Source organism: Roseateles sp. (assembly GCF_049240545.1).
Classification (GTDB): Bacteria; Pseudomonadota; Gammaproteobacteria; order Burkholderiales; family Burkholderiaceae_C; genus Paucibacter_A.
Window position 1 is genome coordinate 13,721 of sequence record NZ_JBMLSK010000231.1, and the last position, 16,708, is coordinate 30,428.

A 16,708-nucleotide genomic window follows, 5' to 3' on the forward strand; every position below is an offset into this window, starting at 1 on the left:
GCACGCCTGGCTCGGGGAAAGCAAGGAATGGAGGAAAGTAGCTGGCTGAATCTTTGAGGGTCTTGAAAGCGTCACACCCGCCCATATAATTCGTTTGCTAGCACTCGCACCCCGCGAGTGCTAACGACTCAAGAGACCCAGCCCGGCTGGGTGTCCCAGGTCTCGAAATTCCCAGGCCGGGTGGCTGGCAGATCCTGCTGGCGCCCAGTTCAACGAAGTCCCGAAACTCTCTAGGAGATGTGATGAACCTGCGTCCTCTGCACGATCGCGTGATCGTTAAGCGCCTCGAACAAGAAACCAAGACTGCCTCGGGCATCTTCATCCCTGACGCCGCCGCTGAAAAGCCGGACCAAGGTGAAGTGCTGGCCGTCGGTAACGGCAAGCGCAACGACCGTGGCGACCTGATCGCCCTGAACGTCAAGGTCGGTGACCGCGTTCTGTTCGGCAAGTACTCGGGCCAGACCGTCAAGGTCGATGGCAATGAACTGCTGGTGATGCGCGAAGAAGACCTCTTCGCCGTTGTTGAGAAGTAAAGCTACTGCGCGACGCGCTGGCGTCGTTGGGCGGTGCTCGGAATCCTCACGTGCAGGAAGCACGTTCCGGTTCCTGTGCTCCGTCCGCCTAGCCAGCACGCCGCTCGCTACGCTTTCTTTCTCAACAACTGATTGTTAAAGAGAGCGTGGTCCTTATTCACGAATTTGGAGAATTTTCATGGCAGCAAAAGACGTAGTTTTCGGCGGCGAAGCCCGCGCACGCATGGTTGAAGGCGTGAACATCTTGGCCAATGCGGTCAAGGTGACCCTGGGTCCTAAGGGCCGCAATGTGGTGCTGGAGCGTTCGTACGGCGCGCCTACCGTGACCAAGGACGGTGTGTCCGTGGCCAAGGAAGTCGAGCTGAAAGACAAGCTGCAGAACATGGGCGCGCAGATGGTCAAGGAAGTGGCTTCCAAGACTTCTGACAACGCCGGTGACGGCACCACCACCGCGACCGTGCTGGCTCAAGCCATCGTGCGCGAAGGCATGAAGTACGTGGCCGCCGGTATGAACCCAATGGACCTGAAGCGCGGCATCGACAAGGCTGTGACAGCCCTGGTCGCCGAGCTGAAGAAGGCCTCCAAGGCCACCACCACTTCCAAGGAAATCGCTCAAGTCGGCACCATCTCGGCCAACAGCGACGCCGACGTCGGCCAGATCATCGCCTCGGCGATGGACAAGGTCGGCAAGGAAGGCGTCATCACCGTTGAAGACGGCAAGAGCCTGAACAACGAGTTGGACGTCGTCGAAGGCATGCAATTCGACCGCGGCTACCTGAGCCCTTACTTCATCAACAACCCTGAGAAGCAAGCCGCTCTGCTGGACAACCCGTTTGTCCTGCTGTTCGACAAGAAGATCTCCAACATCCGCGACCTGCTGCCCACGCTGGAGCAAGTGGCCAAGTCGGGCCGCCCGCTGCTGATCATTGCTGAAGATGTGGACGGCGAAGCGCTGGCCACCTTGGTGGTGAACACCATCCGCGGCATCCTGAAGGTTGTGGCCGTGAAGGCACCTGGCTTCGGCGACCGCCGCAAGGCCATGCTGGAAGACATCGCCATCCTGACCGGCGGCAAGGTCATCGCCGAAGAAGTCGGCCTGACTCTGGAGAAGGTCACTCTGGCCGATCTGGGCCAAGCCAAGCGCGTCGAAGTGGGCAAGGAAAACACCACCATCATCGACGGCCTGGGCGCTGCAGCTGACATCGAAGCTCGCGTCAAGCAAGTGCGTATCCAGATCGAAGAAGCGACCAGCGACTACGACCGTGAAAAGCTGCAAGAGCGCGTGGCCAAGCTGGCTGGCGGTGTTGCCGTGATCAAGGTTGGCGCGGCCACCGAAGTCGAAATGAAGGAAAAGAAGGCCCGCGTTGAAGACGCCCTGCACGCCACTCGCGCTGCTGTCGAAGAAGGCATCGTGGCCGGTGGTGGCGTGGCTCTGCTGCGTGCCAAGCAAGCCGCTGGCGCCATCAAGGGCGACAACGCTGACCAAGACGCCGGCATCAAGCTGGTGCTCAAGGCCATCGAAGCCCCGCTGCGCGAGATCGTCTACAACGCCGGCGGCGAAGCCAGCGTGGTGGTCAACGCCGTTCTGGCGGGCTCGGGCAACTACGGCTTCAACGCTGCCAACGACACCTACGGCGACATGATCGAAATGGGCATCCTGGACCCAACCAAGGTGACCCGTACCGCGCTGCAGAACGCCGCTTCGGTCGCTTCGCTGATGCTGACCACCGAGTGCATGATCGCTGAAACACCGAAGGACGACGCTCCTGCCGGCGGCATGCCTGGCGGCATGGGCGGCATGGGTGGCATGGGCGATATGGGCATGTAATGCCTGCGGGGTCAGGACTTGCCCTCATCGGCAAGACCCGGCCCCCATCGCTCGGCGATTGAGCTGCCGATCGGTGAGATTGTTCTCACAAGAAAAGGGGACCGCTAAAGCGGTCCCCTTTTTTTGCGCTATTGCATCGCAAGATGCGGATGAACGCCAGCCATCCCTTGACGGCCGATAATCAAGTCCTCTCAGGCCCCGCCTCCTCCATGTCCATCCCCCCCCCCAATCTTCAATCCCTTCTCGAAGAAACGCTGCAAGAAGCGCCGGCCTTGAGTCGCCATTTGCTCAATGCCATTCAAACGGCGCTGGACTCTCGCACCCAGTACTTCCCGCTGCATGAGGGCTGGCGGCGCATGCGGGTACGCTTTGCGCAAGATTTTGAAGCGGCCTTGAGCGCTCTTCTTCAAAGCGCCGGACAAGGGCACGACCCTTTACAACAGCAACGCCCGGCCATGGGCCTGGACTCCTTGTGTCTGGTGGACGAACGCCAGGCGCTGCAGGATGTGGCGGTTGCTCATGTCGTGCAGGCTATCGAGGAGCAATCAAGACCAGAGCTGCATCAACTCGGCAACTTTTTTGCCGCCTTGCGCGGCACGGCCCGCGCACGCAAGAACGAGAACCCGCTGCGGCCGGCGCTGTTCTCTCAAGCGCTGTTGGTGGCGCTATCCAGCGTGGAGATGGAGGCGCAGCGTCGGTATGAGCTGATGCAAGTGGCCGCCACGCCCATGGCTCAGGGCTTGCACCGGATCTACAGCCAGCTGTGCGCCCGCCTTCGCGCTGCCGAGTTGAGCCAGTTGGTGGCCAGCCACGCCGCGAGAAGTCAGGATGCCGACGCAGCCCACCGCTTTGCCCTGGCCAACCGGCAAAGCGAACCCGCGACCCTGGATGGCTTGGCGCGGCGCGTGCAGGAACACAACACCCGAGCGCCAGCCGCAGCTCCAGCTGCAACGCAGGGGCAAGCACCGGTTTTCATTGCCAAAGCCGGGCCCGATATGCTGAGCCGCCTGTACGACCAGATCCTGGCCGATCCTCGACTGCTGGCGCCGCTGAAGGCGCTGCTGGCAAGGCTGCAGGTAGCGGTGGTGCGCCTGTCTCGTGCCGACTCCAGCCTCTTGCACCGCCAAGACCATCCCACATGGGCCTTGTTGAACCGTGTTGCGGCACACGGCATGGCTTTTGATCGCGCTGACGACGAACAGTTTCAAGGCTTTTTGCGCAGCATGGATCTCGAGGTCCAGGGCTTGATTGACGCCCCCCTGCCCACCGCCCTCTTGTTTGAAGCCACGCTGACGCGCGTGGATGCCCTGCTCAACAAACAAGCGCAGCAACGCAGCGAACGCAGCGCGGCGGCGCTGGCTTCACTGGAACGCGAACAGATGCGCAAGCAATGGCTGGGCTTGTTGCGCGAGCAGATCAGGGCGCAAATCGCCGACGCGCCGCTGGGGCGCCGGTTGCGTCAATTTCTCCAAACCACCTGGGTTGACGTCATCGTGCAAGCCATGGTGCTGCAAGGACGCGAGTCGGCGGCCGCCATGCAACGCATCGAATGGGTCGATGCACTGTTGGACAGCTTGCAAACCCCCAGGGACGAAGCGGCCCGCCAAGCCTTGCGTAACGGCTTGCCCCGTCTGATCGATGAATTGCGCTCGGGCTGCGATGCGCTTGCCCTGCCCACGGAGGCTCGAGAGCCTGTGCTGCAAGAGTTGATGCAGCAGCATGCTCGAGTGCTTCGCGGCCTGCCAGCATTGGACGCGGGCGATACCGTGCCGCAGGCCTTGCACGATGCAAAAGAGCAAAGCGAGCTGAGTCAGGCGGAATTGCTACAGAAATTGCTGGACGAACGCGAGTCCCAGTTGCCCGAGCACTGGGCTCATACCCGTGTGGACCGGGGCGAACTACCGACCGTCCCGGTGCAGCAATTCGACCAGGATGACCAGCGAGCGGCCCTGGCCGCCGTCAAGGCCTGGATGGACGCGGTACACATCGGTGGCTGGTACCACCTCTTCATTCAGAGCGATTGGCTGACCGCGCAAATCGCCTGGATCAGCGAGAGCCGCCAGTACTACTTATTCGTCGGTCAAGACGCTGATGTGCGCCACTCCCTGACCCATGCGGCCTTGGAGCGCCTTTTGGCCAACGGCCTGATCACCGCCCTGGACGAAACCAGCTTGCTGCAACGTGCCGTGGATACCTTGATGCAGGACCTGGAGAAGCAAGGCTGAATAAGCCCGTTCCAGGCCCTTCAGTCTGACTTAAACAGGTGGCAAGGTCGGCGCGGCGCTGGATTCAGCCGCTGCGTCATTCGCTTCGTTGGCTGCTGCAGCAGCGGCCGCAAACTCGGCTTCCGTCACCACACGCGCCGCCTGCACCCAGGCATGCAGCGTCTGCGCCACCTTGGCCACGCCCAGTTTTTTCAGCGCCGAAAACAGCGTGACAGTGATGTCCGAAGCTTCGGTTTCCAACTGCTTCATGTAAGCACGGGTACCAAACAAGGCAGCGTCGGCGTCCTTGCGATTGAGCTTGTCGGCCTTGGTCAACAAGACCAAGAGCTTGACCTCACCCGAGCGCACGCGCGGCTCAACGAACTCGAGCAACTGCTTGTCCAAGTCGGTCAAACCCAGGCGTGAATCCACCATCAACACCACACCAGAAAGACTGCGGCGCACGGCCAGATAGTCGGCCATGACTTTTTGCCAGCGCAGTTTCGCGGCCTTGGCCACCGCGGCATAGCCATAGCCCGGCAAGTCGGCAAACCAGGCATTGGCCGCGTCTTTAGGCCCAAGTTCAAACAAATTGATATGCTGCGTCCGTCCAGGTGTTTTGGAGGCGAAAGCCAATCGTTTTTGCTGAGCCAGCGTGTTGATGGCAGTGGACTTGCCGGCATTGGAGCGACCGACGAAGGCAATCTCGGGCAACTCGCTCGCCGGCAGATGCACCAACTCGCTGGCCGTTGTCAAGAAACGGGCCGTGTGGGTCCATCCCAACACCACCTTGTCCGATGGCGATGTCTCAATTTCCGCAGAATGCTGCGGCACAGAAGAGGTGTTGGTCATGAAGTGTTCTGGCTGAATGGATTGCCATTGTAAAATCTTAAAGTTGCGCTTACCGAATCTATAAATTCATGACTAAGACTGCTGCTCTCCTGTTGTCGAGCCTCCTGCTTGCCGCTTCGGCTGCACATGCCAATGAGGCCAAGGCCCCCTCCAAGCCAGACCTGGTCAAAGGTCAAGCCATCGCGACCCAGGTTTGCGCCGCTTGCCACACGGCAGACGGCTCGCGCGGCAGCCCGGCCAACCCCATCCTGCAAGGCCAGCACCCTGAATACCTGGCCAAGCAATTGGTCGAGTTTAAGTCGGGTGCCCGCAATAACGCGGTCATGAAAGGCATGGCCTCGACGCTGTCCGACGAGGACATCAAGAACGTCTCCGCCTTCTATGCCAGCAAGACAGCCAAGGCCGGTTTCGCCAAGAACAAGGACTTGGTCTCGCTGGGAGAAAAGATCTACCGCGGCGGCATTGCTGACCGTCAGATCCCCGCCTGCGCGGCCTGCCACAGCCCGAACGGTGCGGGCATGCCTGCCCAGTACCCCCGCCTGGCCGGTCAGCACAGCGACTACACCGAGCTGCAGCTGAATGCCTTCCGCTCGGGTACACGTGCCAACAACGCCGCAATGACGGGCGTCGCCGCCAAGATGAACGACCGCGAGATCAAGGCCGTCTCCGATTACATCGCCGGTCTGCGCTGAGTCCACCCGGCGCCTGTCTCCAGCGCCTCGACCGCCGAGCCTCGTCTGGCTTCAAATCCTCTAGAAGGCCGGTGATTCTCACCGGCCTTTTTTCTTGGTCCCTGCAGTAGAACCCGATGTCCAACGACACCCCTCCCCTCAGCGAGCCAGCCCGCGAGCCTGTCGGCAGTCCAGCGCCTGCCCCCCAAATAACGAGCGCCTCGGGCAGCCAAGTCTGGCGAGAGTTGATCGATCTGCTCGCCTCGATGCGCTTTGCCATCGCCTTGCTGACGGTGATCTGTATTGCCTCCGTCATCGGCACCGTGGTCAAACAGCGCGAGCCCCTGAACAACTACGTCAATCAGTTTGGCCCCTTCTGGGCCGAGTTGTTCGGCAAGTTTGATCTCTACACCGTCTATGGCGCCTGGTGGTTCTTGTTGATCTTGGCCTTCTTGGTCATTTCGACCAGTTTGTGCATTGCGCGTAACACCCCCAAGATCATTCAAGACCTGAAGAATTACAAGGAGCATGTGCGCGAGCAGTCGCTGCAGGCCTTCCATCACAAGGCCCTGGGGCATTTGCCTGTGGCGCCGGAAGCGGCCTTGAATCAGGTGGCCAGCTATTTGAGCGCCGAGGGATGGAAGGCCAAGGTGCAAGCGCGCGAACGCGGCGTGATGGTGGCCGCTCGCAAAGGCTCGGCCAACAAAATCGGCTATATCGCAGCGCACTCATCCATCGTTCTGATCTGTCTGGGCGGTCTGCTCGACGGGGACTTGCTGGTGCGCGCCATGATGTGGGCGCAAGACAAGACCATTTACCAAGGTGGCGGCCTCATCAGCGAAGTCAAGGCAGAACACCGACTGGGCCCGAACAACCCCAGCTTCCGCGGCAACCTGATGGTGCCCGAAGGCGGCCGCGCCGCCACCGCCATTTTGTCCATGCCCAGCGGCGTGGTCCTGCAGGATCTGCCTTTTGACGTGGAGCTGAAAAAATTCATCGTCGAGTACTACGACACGGGCATGCCTAAGCTGTTTGCCAGCGAAGTCAGCGTACGCGACCATGAAACCGGCGCCATCACCGACGCCACCATCAAGGTCAACGAGCCCTTCATCCATCGCGGCATCGCGATTTACCAGAGCAGCTTCGAAGACGGCGGCTCTGACCTCAAGGTCAAGGCCCGTCCCATGGGGCGCGCAGATGTCCCCAGCGGACCCACATTCACGATTGAAGGCAAGGTCGGCGGCAACACCGAGTTGAAGAACGACGTTCAAAAGCTGACGCTGGAGTTCGCCGGTCTGCGCGTTATCAACGTCGAGAATATGGGCGGCAACCCCGCCGGACCGGGCAGCACCGACGTGCGAAAAGTCGATTTGGTCACTTCGCTGCAAAGCCATCTGGGCAGCGGCGCCAAAACCAAGACCGAGAAAGTTCTGCAGAACATCGGCCCCTCCTTCAGCTACCGCCTGCGCGACGCAGCCGGACAGGCGCGCGAGTACAACAACTACATGGTGCCGGTGGAACTGGACGGCAACCGGGTCTTCCTGGCCGGTGTGCGCGACACGCCGACCGAAGCCTTCCGCTATATGCGCATTCCTGCCGACGAGCAGATGGGCATGGATGGTTGGATGAGCCTGCGCGAAGGTCTGATGAACAAGGCCTTGCGCGAACGCGCTGCACGCCGCTATGCCGAAGCCGCCACGCCGAACGACAAACCGGAAATGACCCCGCAGTTGCAAGCCACGGCGCACCGTGCGCTGGCCTTGTTTGCGGGTGCCGAACGCATCAAGCCCGAGGACAAGAACAGTAACATCCCCGGCGGTTTGCCCGCGTTGTCACAGTTCATCGAGACCGAAGTGCCCGAGGCCGAGCGCCAGCGTGTCTCAGAAGTGCTTTTGCGCATCCTCAATGGCAGCCTGTTCGAGCTTTACAAATTGAGTCGTGAAGAGGCCAAGCTGCCGCCCCCCAAGGCCGACGCCGCCACCCAGGCCTTCATGACGCAATCGGTCTTGGCGCTGTCGGACAGCATGTTTTACCCGGCCCCCATGCTGCTTCAGCTGGACGATTTCAAGCTCTTGCAAGCCAGTGTCTTTCAATTGGCCCGAGCGCCAGGTCAGAAACTCGTATATCTTGGCGCCATTCTGCTCACCATCGGGATTTTCGCAATGCTCTATGTGAAGGAGCGTCGCCTGTGGATTTGGTTGGAACCAGCGCCGGGCCAGAGCGATGCGACCCGCGTTCGCATGGCGCTGTCCAGCACCCGAGAGACGCCCGATACGGGCACCGAATTTGAGCAGATCAAGCTCGATCTTTTGAAGGAAGGCGTATGAATACCGCCAGCAACACTGTCAACCCCGCCCCGCAGTCCAGCCCCAGCAGCAGCGTCCACATTGGACGACCCGGCTACTTCGCCAGCCGAAACTTGTTTGACTGGCTGTTCGCCGCATTGATCATCGGTGGCGGCATCTTCTGCTTCTGGCGCTACGGCGCCTCGATGGACGGGTATGAAGAAGGCATCTTGATCTTCTCTATTCCCTCGCTGATCGCGCTGGGCTGGTTCTGGCGGCCGCTGCGCCTGCTGATGATTACCGCCGGAGCGGCGAGTTTGCTGGCCATCCATTTGTATGGGCAACAAACCGATGCATTTGGGGCCGATTTGGCGGCCGCCGACAAGGTGTTTTTGCTCAAGTACGCGCTGTCCAGCCAAAGCGCGATTCTGTGGATGAGCGTGCTCTTTTTCATGAGCACGCTGTTCTATTGGGGCGGTTTCTTCACCAAATCCGGTGAGAACAGCGCCGCCGAGGCCATCGGCTCGCGTCTGGCTTGGGGTGCGACTTTCATGGCCTTGATCGGCACCTTCGTGCGCTGGTTTGAAAGCCATCAAATCGCGCCGGACATCGGCCACATCCCCGTCAGCAATTTGTACGAAGTTTTCGTGCTGTTTTGCTGGATGACGGCGCTGTTCTATCTTTACTACGAAGCAAGATTCAAGACCCGCGCCTTGGGCGCCTATGTGATGCTGATCATCAGCGCGGCGGTCAGTTTCCTGCTTTGGTACACCGTGGCTCGCGAGGCCCATGAGATTCAACCGCTGGTGCCGGCACTGCAGAGCTGGTGGATGAAGATCCATGTGCCCGCCAACTTCGTCGGCTACGGCACTTTTGCCTTGGCCGCCATGGTGGGCATGGCTTACTTGCTCAAGACGGCGTCTCAACGCGCCCTGCTGATTGGTTTGATCGCGCTGCCGATTGGCCTGATTGCGGCGATTCTGGCCGCTCGTTTCTTCATCGCCGATTTGCCAGCCGAAACCATCCAAGGACTCGACGGTTGGGCGCGCAAGATGACCGGGCTGCTGGTGTTCTTCGCCGTCTGTATCGCCTTGCGCAAGCCACTGACCGAGCGCCTGCCAGCCTTGGCCACGCTGGAAGACCTGATGTACAAGTCCATTGCCCTGGGCTTTGCCTTCTTCACCATCGCCACCATCCTGGGCGCCTTCTGGGCCGCGGAAGCTTGGGGCGGCTATTGGAGCTGGGACCCCAAAGAAACCTGGGCCCTGATCGTCTGGCTGAACTATGCGGCCTGGCTGCATATGCGCTTGATGAAGGGCCTGCGAGGCACTGTCTCGGCATGGTGGGCCTTGTGTGGCTTGGTGATCACCACCTTCGCCTTCTTGGGTGTCAATATGTTCCTGTCGGGTCTGCACTCTTACGGCTCGCTCTGAGCGCGCGATGAGTCACCGGCCGCGTACGCCTCCTGCTCGCCAACGCCCCATGGTCCGGCGCGGCTGGGCGGCTGGTGCGGCCCTGATCGGGCTGTTGTGGGCCGTTTTGGCCAGCACAGCCCTCCAAGCAGCACCGCTGCGAATTGCCACCGGTGAATGGCCGCCGTATGCAACGCAGTCGCGCGCCGACCAAGGCATTGCACTGGAGATTGTCAGGCGCGCGTTTGCGCTCTCGGGCTATCAGGTGGAGTACCACTTTCTGCCCTGGACCCGGGCGCAACAAGAAACCAAGGCCGGCCAGTTCGACGCTTCGGCCTACTGGGGCGCATCCGCCGAACGAAAGCGCGACTTCCTGCTCAGCGACAACGTCTTGACCGAGCAATGGCTGATCGTTCATCGCCGCGCCCTGCCCTTGCAGTGGAGCGAGTTGCGGGACTTGAAGGGCTATACCCTCGGTTTCATTCGCGACTACACCTACACCCCGGAGTTTTGGCAACTGCTCAAGAGCGGTGAGCTCAAGGGCGACAACACGCCGAATGATCTTGCCGGTCTGCGCAAGATGCTGCTGGGGCGAATGGATGCCATGCCGATGGAGCGCAATGTGGCCTGCGATCTCTTGGGGCGTCATTTCAAGCCCGCCGAGGCGGCTCAGATTGCGGCTCACCCGCGCGCATTCACCGACAGCTTCACCACCCACCTCATTCTTCCGCCGTCTGTGCCGCGTAGCGCCCTTTTGCTGGCGGACTTCAACCGCGGACTCAAGCGCTTGAGGGACAGCGGAGAACATGCGGCGCTCTTGCGGTCGGTGGCCTGCCCCGAGGGTTGGAATGAAGGGCGCTGAGCCCAGGGCGATCGCGCTCAAGTCCGCTAGCGGCTTCGCCTCGCCAAGGGAAAGCCGGGTCTGAGCAAGATTTGCGGACAGGCCGTAAGCTTTGCACCCGCTGTCACGACTGATCAGCATTGCCAACTGAAGACAAAGGGCTGCCATGCGCCGCGCTGACTTGCTTTCTGCCTACGGATCTGGGATTCCTGGCTCCGACATCACCCCACAAGAGGTCTATCTGCGCCGCCGCCAATGGCTGCAGCTGATGGCCAGCGGCAGCGCGGGGATCGGCTTGGCCAGTTGGGCGGGTCGCGAGGCGCTGGCGCAAACCAGCGGCGGCGGCTTGAGCAAATTGCCCGGGGCTCGCAGCAATGTTGCCGGGGCGATGACGCTGGACAAGCCCACCCGCTACCAAGACGCCAGCAGCTACAACAACTTCTACGAATTCGGCACCGACAAGGCCGATCCCGCGCGCAATGCCGGTTCACTGCGAACCCGCCCCTGGACCGTCAGCATCGAGGGCGAAGTGGCCAAACCCGGCGTGTTTGACCTCGACAGCCTGCTCAAGCTCAGCCCGATGGAAGAACGCATCTACCGCTTGCGCTGTGTGGAGGGCTGGTCGATGGTGATTCCCTGGGTGGGTTACTCGCTGGCCGAGTTGATCAAAAAGGTCGAGCCCACCTCCAAGGCCAAGTTCGTCGAGTTCATCAGTCTGGCCGACAAGTCGCAGATGCCTGGACTGCGCAATCGTGCGCTCGATTGGCCCTATGTGGAGGGTCTACGCATGGACGAAGCCATGCATCCGCTGACCTTGCTGGGCTTTGGCATGTATGGCGAGGTGCTGCCGAATCAAAACGGCGCGCCGGTGCGCTTGATCGTGCCCTGGAAATATGGCTTCAAGTCCGCCAAGTCCATCGTCAAGATCCGTTTTGTCGAAAAGCAACCCATCAGCAGTTGGACCCAAGCCGCACCGCAGGAGTACGGTTTTTACTCGAACGTCAATCCGAAGGTCGACCACCCACGCTGGAGCCAGGCGAGCGAGCGACGCATTGGCGAAGACGGCCTGTTTGCCAAGAAGCGCCCCACCCTGATGTTCAACGGCTATGAGGCCCAGGTCGGGCAGCTCTATGCGGGCATGGATCTGAAGAAGAACTATTGATCGAACGCGCCATGGGAAGAATCCATGCCATCGGCTTGCACCCTGCTGCCAAGCCGATGGTGTTTGCTCTGTGTTTATTGCCCCTGGCTTACTTGATCTGGGGGGCTGCCGCCGGACAGTTGGGCGCCAATCCGGCCGAGGCCTTGATCCGGCAGTTGGGGGAGTGGGCCTTGCGGGCACTGTGCCTGACGCTGGCGATCACCCCCCTGCGAAGCATTTTGAATTGGCCTTTTTTGGCGCGCTTTCGCCGCATGCTGGGTCTCTTCACCTTCTTCTACGCCAGCCTGCATTTGCTGGCCTATGGCTGGCTGGATATGGGCCTGGAGCTGACCGACATTGGCCGAGACATCCTCAAGCGGCCTTTCATCCTGATGGGTTTTGCCGCCTGGCTCTTGCTGCTGCCACTGGCCGCCACTTCGTTCAATCGTGCCATCAAGGCCCTGGGCGCCAAGACCTGGCAAAAGCTGCACAAGCTGGTTTATCTGATCGCCGGCATCGGCCTGCTGCACTTCTTTTGGATGCGTGCGGGCAAGCAGAATTTTGGCGAGCCGCTGCTGTACTTGGCCCTCATCGCCGCCCTGCTCGGCTGGCGCTTGATGAAAGCGCTGCGGGCTTCTTGAGCACCGGCGGGCCGAAATTCGGCTCGACTGAGATAATCCGGGGATGAATGAACGTCCCGTCGTCTTGATCACCGGCTGCGCACGCCGCCTGGGTCGCAGCATGGCGCTTGATTTGGCCCGCCACGGCTATGACATCGCCGTGCACTACCGCCATTCGCGCGCCGAGGCCGAAGCCTTGGCCGGCGAGTTGCAGGCACTAGGTGCGCAAGCGGCCTTGTTCGGCGCCGACCTGGCTCAAGAGTCCGACTGTGAAGGCCTGGTGCCCGCCGTGGTGGCGCACTTCGGCCGCCTGGAAGCGGTGGTCAACAACGCCTCCCTGTTTGAATACGACGACGTCGAGAGCTTCAGCTACGCCTCGATGGACTTGCATTGGCGCGCCAACACCGGCCCGGCCATCGTGCTGGCCCGCGCGCTGCGTCGTGCCTTGCCCTCGGCTGAGGCGCGTGCCTGTGTCATCAATGTGCTGGACCAAAAGCTCTGGAACCCGAATCCAGACTATCTGTCCTACACCCTCTCCAAAGCGGCGCTGGAAAGCGCCACTACCTTGCTGGCGCAAGCCCTGGCTCCGCAACTGCGGGTCTGCGGCGTGGCGCCCGGCGTCACCTTGGTCTCGGGGCCGATGGCCGACAGCGAATTCGACCAAGCCCACCGCATGACGCCGCTGCAACGCTCCTCCACGCCCGAAGACATCGCCCAAGCCGTGCGCTATCTGATCGAGGCCCGTGCTATCACTGGCACGACCTTGCTGGTCGATGGCGGCCAGCACCTCAGCGCCCAAGCGCGCGATGTCATGTTTCTCACCGCCCCCGCCACGTCGGGCCACTGAATCCCCTTACCTCATCGCCTTATGCAAAGCTCTCTCGCCCACCCTTCCCTGCTCGACTGTCGCCGCCTGTTTTTGCGCAATTACGAGGTCAATATCAATATCGGCGTGCACGACTTCGAGAAAAAAGGCGAGCAGCGCGTGCTGATCAATGTGGATCTCTACATCCCTCTGCGCCTGTCCACCCCGCAACATGACGAGCTACACGAGGTGCTGGACTACGACTTCATCCGCAGCAGCATCGCCGAGCGGGTCAGCCAAGGCCATATTCATCTGCAAGAAACCCTGTGCGACGACGTGCTGGCCTTGATGCTCAAGCACCCGATGGTGAAAGCCGCCAGCGTCTCGACACAAAAGCCCGACGTCTACCCCGACTGCGACGCGGTCGGCGTGGAAGTGTTTGGTCTGAAACCCGAAGCCGCCTCCCAAGCATGATGAACCCTGAAATTCTCGAAGCCGCCGCCCCCACCGAGGCGGCCGCAGAGCCCGGCGCAGAACCGAGCGCCAAGGCCTCGCTGGCGATCAACAAGCTGTCCAAGCGCTTGCACCGCCAGGTGGGCCAGGCCATCGTCGACTACAACATGATCGAAGAAGGCGACAAGGTCATGGTCTGCCTGTCCGGCGGCAAAGACAGTTATTCGCTGCTCGACATCTTGCTGAATATGCAGCAACGCGCGCCGATCAATTTCGAGATCGTCGCCGTCAACCTCGATCAAAAGCAGCCCGGTTTCCCCGAGCATGTACTGCCCGAGTATCTGAAGAGCCGCGGCGTGCCCTTCCACATCGAAGAGGCCGACACCTACTCCATCGTCAAGCGCCTGGTGCCCGAGGGCAAAACTACCTGCTCGCTGTGCTCGCGGCTGCGCCGGGGCAACCTCTACCGCGTGGCCGAGGAGTTAGGCGCCACCAAGATTGCGCTGGGCCACCACCGCGACGACATCATCGTCACGCTCTTGCTGAATATGTTCTTTGGCGCCCGCATGAAGGGCATGCCGCCCAAGCTGGTCAGCGACACCGGCAAGCATGTGGTGATCCGCCCGCTGGCCTATGTGGCCGAGCCCGATCTGGTGCGCTGGGCTGCGCATCGCGAATTCCCCATCATTCCTTGCAATCTCTGCGGCAGCCAAGAGAACCTGCAGCGCGTGCAGGTCAAGGCCATGATCAATGACTGGGAGAAGAAGTTCCCCGGCCGCATTGAAAACATGTTCACCGCCATGGGCAATATCGTGCCCTCGCACATGATGGACCGGGACCTCTTCCCCTTCCAAACGCTCAAGGCCACCGGATTGCCCGATGCCAACGGGGATATCGCCTTTGATGAAGAGGAAAGCTGCGCGCCACCACAGGCTGCCAGTTCGGTGATCACCTTGCACCGCGACAAAACCACGACCGATTGATCACACACGGTCAAACAAGCAGGATCAAAATGGGCGTCAAACCCAAGGAGACTCTGATGAAGACGCAACGTCGCATTGTCTTGGCCGGATTGGCCGGCCTCGCCGTGCTGGGCCTCACTGCATGCAGCGGGCCGTATATGGTTAGCAGCGAGGTCGCCAGCTTCGGGGCTTGGCCTGAGGGGCGCAAACCGGGCAGCTTTTTCTTTGAACGCCTGCCGTCCCAACAGGCTGGCGGTGAACGCGCCGAGTTGCAAACGCAGGCCGAAGACAGCGCCCGCGCGGCGCTCTTGAAGGCGGGCTTCAGCGAAAGCAAGGACGCCAAGAGCGCCGATGTGCTGGTCTCTTTGGGCCAACGCATCCGCGCCCAAGACTACGCGCCCTGGGATGACCCGCTTTGGTGGCGCTGGCATGGCAACTACAACTACTGGCGCTATGGTGCGCCGGGCCGCTATGGTTATCTGTACCACCCGTCCGACCTGATGGACAGGCGCTACGAGCGCTCCGTAGCGGTCTTGCTGCGCGACCGAGCCAGCTCCGAACCGCTCTACGAGGCCCGCGCCAGCAATGAAGGCTCGGTGCCGGGCAATAGCGCCCTGCTGGGCGCCATGTTCCAAGCGGCGATGAGCGACTTCCCCAAGGTGCGCCCCGAACCGCACCGAGTCAGCGTCCAAGTCATGCCTTGAATCAGCGCAGGCCGGCGCCGCCCGCTTGTCACTGGCCTGCAGCGCAGCACCGCCATAATTGCGGCTTCTCAGACGGAGCCGCAACTCTTTTATGTCGCTGAACATTGTCATCATGGCCGCGGGCAAGGGTACCCGCATGAAATCGGCCTTGCCCAAGGTCTTGCACAAGCTGGCCGGCCGCTCGCTCTTGCGCCATGTGCTGGACATGACGCAGGGCCTGCAAGCTGAGCGCAATGTGGTGATCACCGGCCATGGTGCCGAAGCCGTGGAAACCGCTGTGGCCGGCCCCGGCGTACAGTTCGTGCGCCAGATGCCCCAGCTGGGCACCGGACACGCCATTCAGCAGGCCGTGCCGGCCTTGCCAGAAGACGAAGGCACGACCTTGATCCTGAACGGCGATGTGCCGCTGATCAAACAAGCCACTGCACAACGCCTGGTCGAAGCCTGCGACGGCAAGGCTCTGGTGCTGCTGACCATCCATCTGAGCGACCCGACCGGCTATGGCCGCATCGTGCGTCAGGGCGGCCAGGCGGACGGCAACGTGCTGGCCATCGTCGAGCACAAGGATGCAAGCCCTGAGCAACGCACCATCCGCGAGGGCTACACCGGCATGATGGCCGCGCCCACCGGCGCGTTGAAGCGTTGGGTCAGCCAGCTGAACAATCAAAACGCCCAAGGCGAGTACTACCTGACCGATATCGTCGCCATGGCCGTGGCCGAAGGCGTGCCGGTGCTGGGCATTGCCGCGCCGAACGAAACCGAGGTGCTGGGCGTCAACAGCCCGGTGCAACTGGCCGATCTGGAACGCCGATTCCAGCTGGAGCAGGCCGAAACCCTGCTGGAAGCCGGCGTGCGCCTGGCTGACCCGCGCCGCTTTGATCTGCGCGGTTTGCTTCAGTGCGGCCAGGACGTGGAAATCGACGTCAACTGCGTGTTTGAAGGCACTGTCGTCTTGGGCGACAACGTGCGCATCGGCGCCAACTGCGTGATCCGCAATGCCAACATCGGCGCTGGTGCCCGCATCCATGAGTTCACCCATATCGACGGCGAGAAGGCTGGCGGCGCCAAGGTCGGCGCCGGCGCCCTGATCGGCCCCTTCGCCCGCTTGCGCCCCGGTGCCGACCTGGGTGACGAGGTCCATATCGGCAACTTCGTGGAGGTCAAGAACTCCACCCTGGCCAAGGGCGCCAAGGCCAATCACCTGGCCTATCTGGGTGACGCCACCGTGGGCGAGCGCGTCAACTACGGCGCTGGCTCCATCACCGCCAACTACGACGGTGCCAACAAACACCGCACCGAGATCGGTGCCGACGTCCATGTCGGCAGCAACTGCGTGCTGGTAGCGCCCATCACCATCGGCGCTGGCGCCACCATCGGCGGCGGCTCGACCGTCACCA

General features: G+C 61.6%; 15 protein-coding genes. 14 read left to right on the forward strand and 1 reads right to left on the reverse strand.

The genetic code is table 11. The annotated features are described in order from the left end of the window. Positions 1–242: 242 nt before the first annotated feature. From groES to ACOVRJ_RS16305, 3 genes are all read left to right on the forward strand, one after another. Positions 243–533 carry a co-chaperone GroES gene (groES, locus tag ACOVRJ_RS16295; protein WP_263540526.1) on the forward strand — a complete coding sequence of 97 codons (291 nt, stop codon included), beginning with the start codon at positions 243–245 and terminating at the stop codon, positions 531–533. Positions 534–711: 178 nt separating this feature from the next. Next, positions 712–2,361, forward strand: coding sequence for a chaperonin GroEL (gene groL, locus ACOVRJ_RS16300; RefSeq protein ID WP_422044887.1), 1,650 nt, complete (start codon positions 712–714; stop codon positions 2,359–2,361). Between the two features lie 209 nt (positions 2,362–2,570). Further along, positions 2,571–4,586 carry a DUF1631 family protein gene (locus ACOVRJ_RS16305; protein ID WP_422044888.1) on the forward strand — a complete coding sequence of 672 codons (2,016 nt, stop codon included), beginning with the start codon at positions 2,571–2,573 and terminating at the stop codon, positions 4,584–4,586. 30 nt (positions 4,587–4,616) lie between these two features. Here the strand turns inward: ACOVRJ_RS16305 and yihA are convergent, their stop codons facing one another. Further along, positions 4,617–5,417, reverse strand: coding sequence for a ribosome biogenesis GTP-binding protein YihA/YsxC (gene yihA, locus ACOVRJ_RS16310; protein ID WP_422044889.1), 801 nt, complete (start codon positions 5,415–5,417; stop codon positions 4,617–4,619). 68 nt (positions 5,418–5,485) lie between these two features. Between yihA and ACOVRJ_RS16315 the strand changes: the two genes are divergently transcribed. From ACOVRJ_RS16315 to glmU, 11 genes are all read left to right on the forward strand, one after another. Then, on the forward strand, positions 5,486–6,109 hold the full coding sequence (locus ACOVRJ_RS16315; protein ID WP_422044890.1) for a c-type cytochrome: 624 nt from the start codon (positions 5,486–5,488) through the stop codon (positions 6,107–6,109). A 245-nt stretch (positions 6,110–6,354) separates the two neighbouring features. Then, positions 6,355–8,415: a cytochrome c biogenesis protein ResB gene (locus ACOVRJ_RS16320; RefSeq protein ID WP_422044900.1), complete on the forward strand. Its 2,061-nt coding sequence runs from the start codon at positions 6,355–6,357 to the stop codon at positions 8,413–8,415. Beyond that, complete coding sequence (ccsB, locus tag ACOVRJ_RS16325; RefSeq protein ID WP_422044891.1) at positions 8,412–9,806, forward strand: c-type cytochrome biogenesis protein CcsB; 1,395 nt, start codon at positions 8,412–8,414, stop codon at positions 9,804–9,806. Before ACOVRJ_RS16320 ends, ccsB begins: the two co-directional genes overlap by 4 nt. Before the next feature lie 7 nt (positions 9,807–9,813). Beyond that, positions 9,814–10,647 (forward strand): substrate-binding periplasmic protein, encoded by an 834-nt coding sequence (locus ACOVRJ_RS16330; protein ID WP_422044892.1) that lies wholly within the window; start codon positions 9,814–9,816, stop codon positions 10,645–10,647. 145 nt (positions 10,648–10,792) lie between these two features. Next, positions 10,793–11,788: a protein-methionine-sulfoxide reductase catalytic subunit MsrP gene (gene msrP, locus ACOVRJ_RS16335; RefSeq protein WP_422044893.1), complete on the forward strand. Its 996-nt coding sequence runs from the start codon at positions 10,793–10,795 to the stop codon at positions 11,786–11,788. 11 nt (positions 11,789–11,799) lie between these two features. Continuing rightward, positions 11,800–12,408 (forward strand): sulfite oxidase heme-binding subunit YedZ, encoded by a 609-nt coding sequence (locus tag ACOVRJ_RS16340; RefSeq protein ID WP_422044894.1) that lies wholly within the window; start codon positions 11,800–11,802, stop codon positions 12,406–12,408. 43 nt (positions 12,409–12,451) lie between these two features. Further along, positions 12,452–13,234 (forward strand): SDR family oxidoreductase, encoded by a 783-nt coding sequence (locus tag ACOVRJ_RS16345; RefSeq protein WP_422044895.1) that lies wholly within the window; start codon positions 12,452–12,454, stop codon positions 13,232–13,234. A 21-nt stretch (positions 13,235–13,255) separates the two neighbouring features. Then, positions 13,256–13,666 carry a dihydroneopterin aldolase gene (locus ACOVRJ_RS16350; RefSeq protein WP_422044896.1) on the forward strand — a complete coding sequence of 137 codons (411 nt, stop codon included), beginning with the start codon at positions 13,256–13,258 and terminating at the stop codon, positions 13,664–13,666. Continuing rightward, positions 13,663–14,628, forward strand: coding sequence for a tRNA 2-thiocytidine(32) synthetase TtcA (ttcA, locus tag ACOVRJ_RS16355; RefSeq protein ID WP_422044897.1), 966 nt, complete (start codon positions 13,663–13,665; stop codon positions 14,626–14,628). The genes ACOVRJ_RS16350 and ttcA overlap by 4 nt, the downstream gene beginning before the upstream one ends. Before the next feature lie 56 nt (positions 14,629–14,684). Beyond that, the gene (locus ACOVRJ_RS16360) at positions 14,685–15,311 is read left to right on the forward strand and encodes a DUF4136 domain-containing protein (protein ID WP_422044898.1); all 627 of its coding nucleotides are present in this window, start codon (positions 14,685–14,687) and stop codon (positions 15,309–15,311) included. A gap of 91 nt (positions 15,312–15,402) precedes the next feature. After that, a partial coding sequence (glmU, locus tag ACOVRJ_RS16365; protein ID WP_422044899.1) for a bifunctional UDP-N-acetylglucosamine diphosphorylase/glucosamine-1-phosphate N-acetyltransferase GlmU occupies positions 15,403–16,708 on the forward strand: 1,306 nt, incomplete at its 3' end.

Coding starts and splice junctions, on each gene's coding strand:
- msrP (WP_422044893.1), top strand. CDS start 10,793: ATGCGCCGCGCTGACTTGCTTTCTGCCTACGGATCTGGGATTCCTGGC.
- ttcA (WP_422044897.1), top strand. CDS start 13,663: ATGATGAACCCTGAAATTCTCGAAGCCGCCGCCCCCACCGAGGCGGCC.
- ACOVRJ_RS16360 (WP_422044898.1), top strand. CDS start 14,685: ATGAAGACGCAACGTCGCATTGTCTTGGCCGGATTGGCCGGCCTCGCC.
- ACOVRJ_RS16320 (WP_422044900.1), top strand. CDS start 6,355: ATGCGCTTTGCCATCGCCTTGCTGACGGTGATCTGTATTGCCTCCGTC.
- ACOVRJ_RS16340 (WP_422044894.1), top strand. CDS start 11,800: ATGGGAAGAATCCATGCCATCGGCTTGCACCCTGCTGCCAAGCCGATG.
- ACOVRJ_RS16305 (WP_422044888.1), top strand. CDS start 2,571: ATGTCCATCCCCCCCCCCAATCTTCAATCCCTTCTCGAAGAAACGCTG.
- ACOVRJ_RS16330 (WP_422044892.1), top strand. CDS start 9,814: ATGAGTCACCGGCCGCGTACGCCTCCTGCTCGCCAACGCCCCATGGTC.
- ACOVRJ_RS16315 (WP_422044890.1), top strand. CDS start 5,486: ATGACTAAGACTGCTGCTCTCCTGTTGTCGAGCCTCCTGCTTGCCGCT.
- ccsB (WP_422044891.1), top strand. CDS start 8,412: ATGAATACCGCCAGCAACACTGTCAACCCCGCCCCGCAGTCCAGCCCC.
- groES (WP_263540526.1), top strand. CDS start 243: ATGAACCTGCGTCCTCTGCACGATCGCGTGATCGTTAAGCGCCTCGAA.
- ACOVRJ_RS16345 (WP_422044895.1), top strand. CDS start 12,452: ATGAATGAACGTCCCGTCGTCTTGATCACCGGCTGCGCACGCCGCCTG.
- groL (WP_422044887.1), top strand. CDS start 712: ATGGCAGCAAAAGACGTAGTTTTCGGCGGCGAAGCCCGCGCACGCATG.
- ACOVRJ_RS16350 (WP_422044896.1), top strand. CDS start 13,256: ATGCAAAGCTCTCTCGCCCACCCTTCCCTGCTCGACTGTCGCCGCCTG.
- yihA (WP_422044889.1), bottom strand. CDS start 5,417: ATGACCAACACCTCTTCTGTGCCGCAGCATTCTGCGGAAATTGAGACA.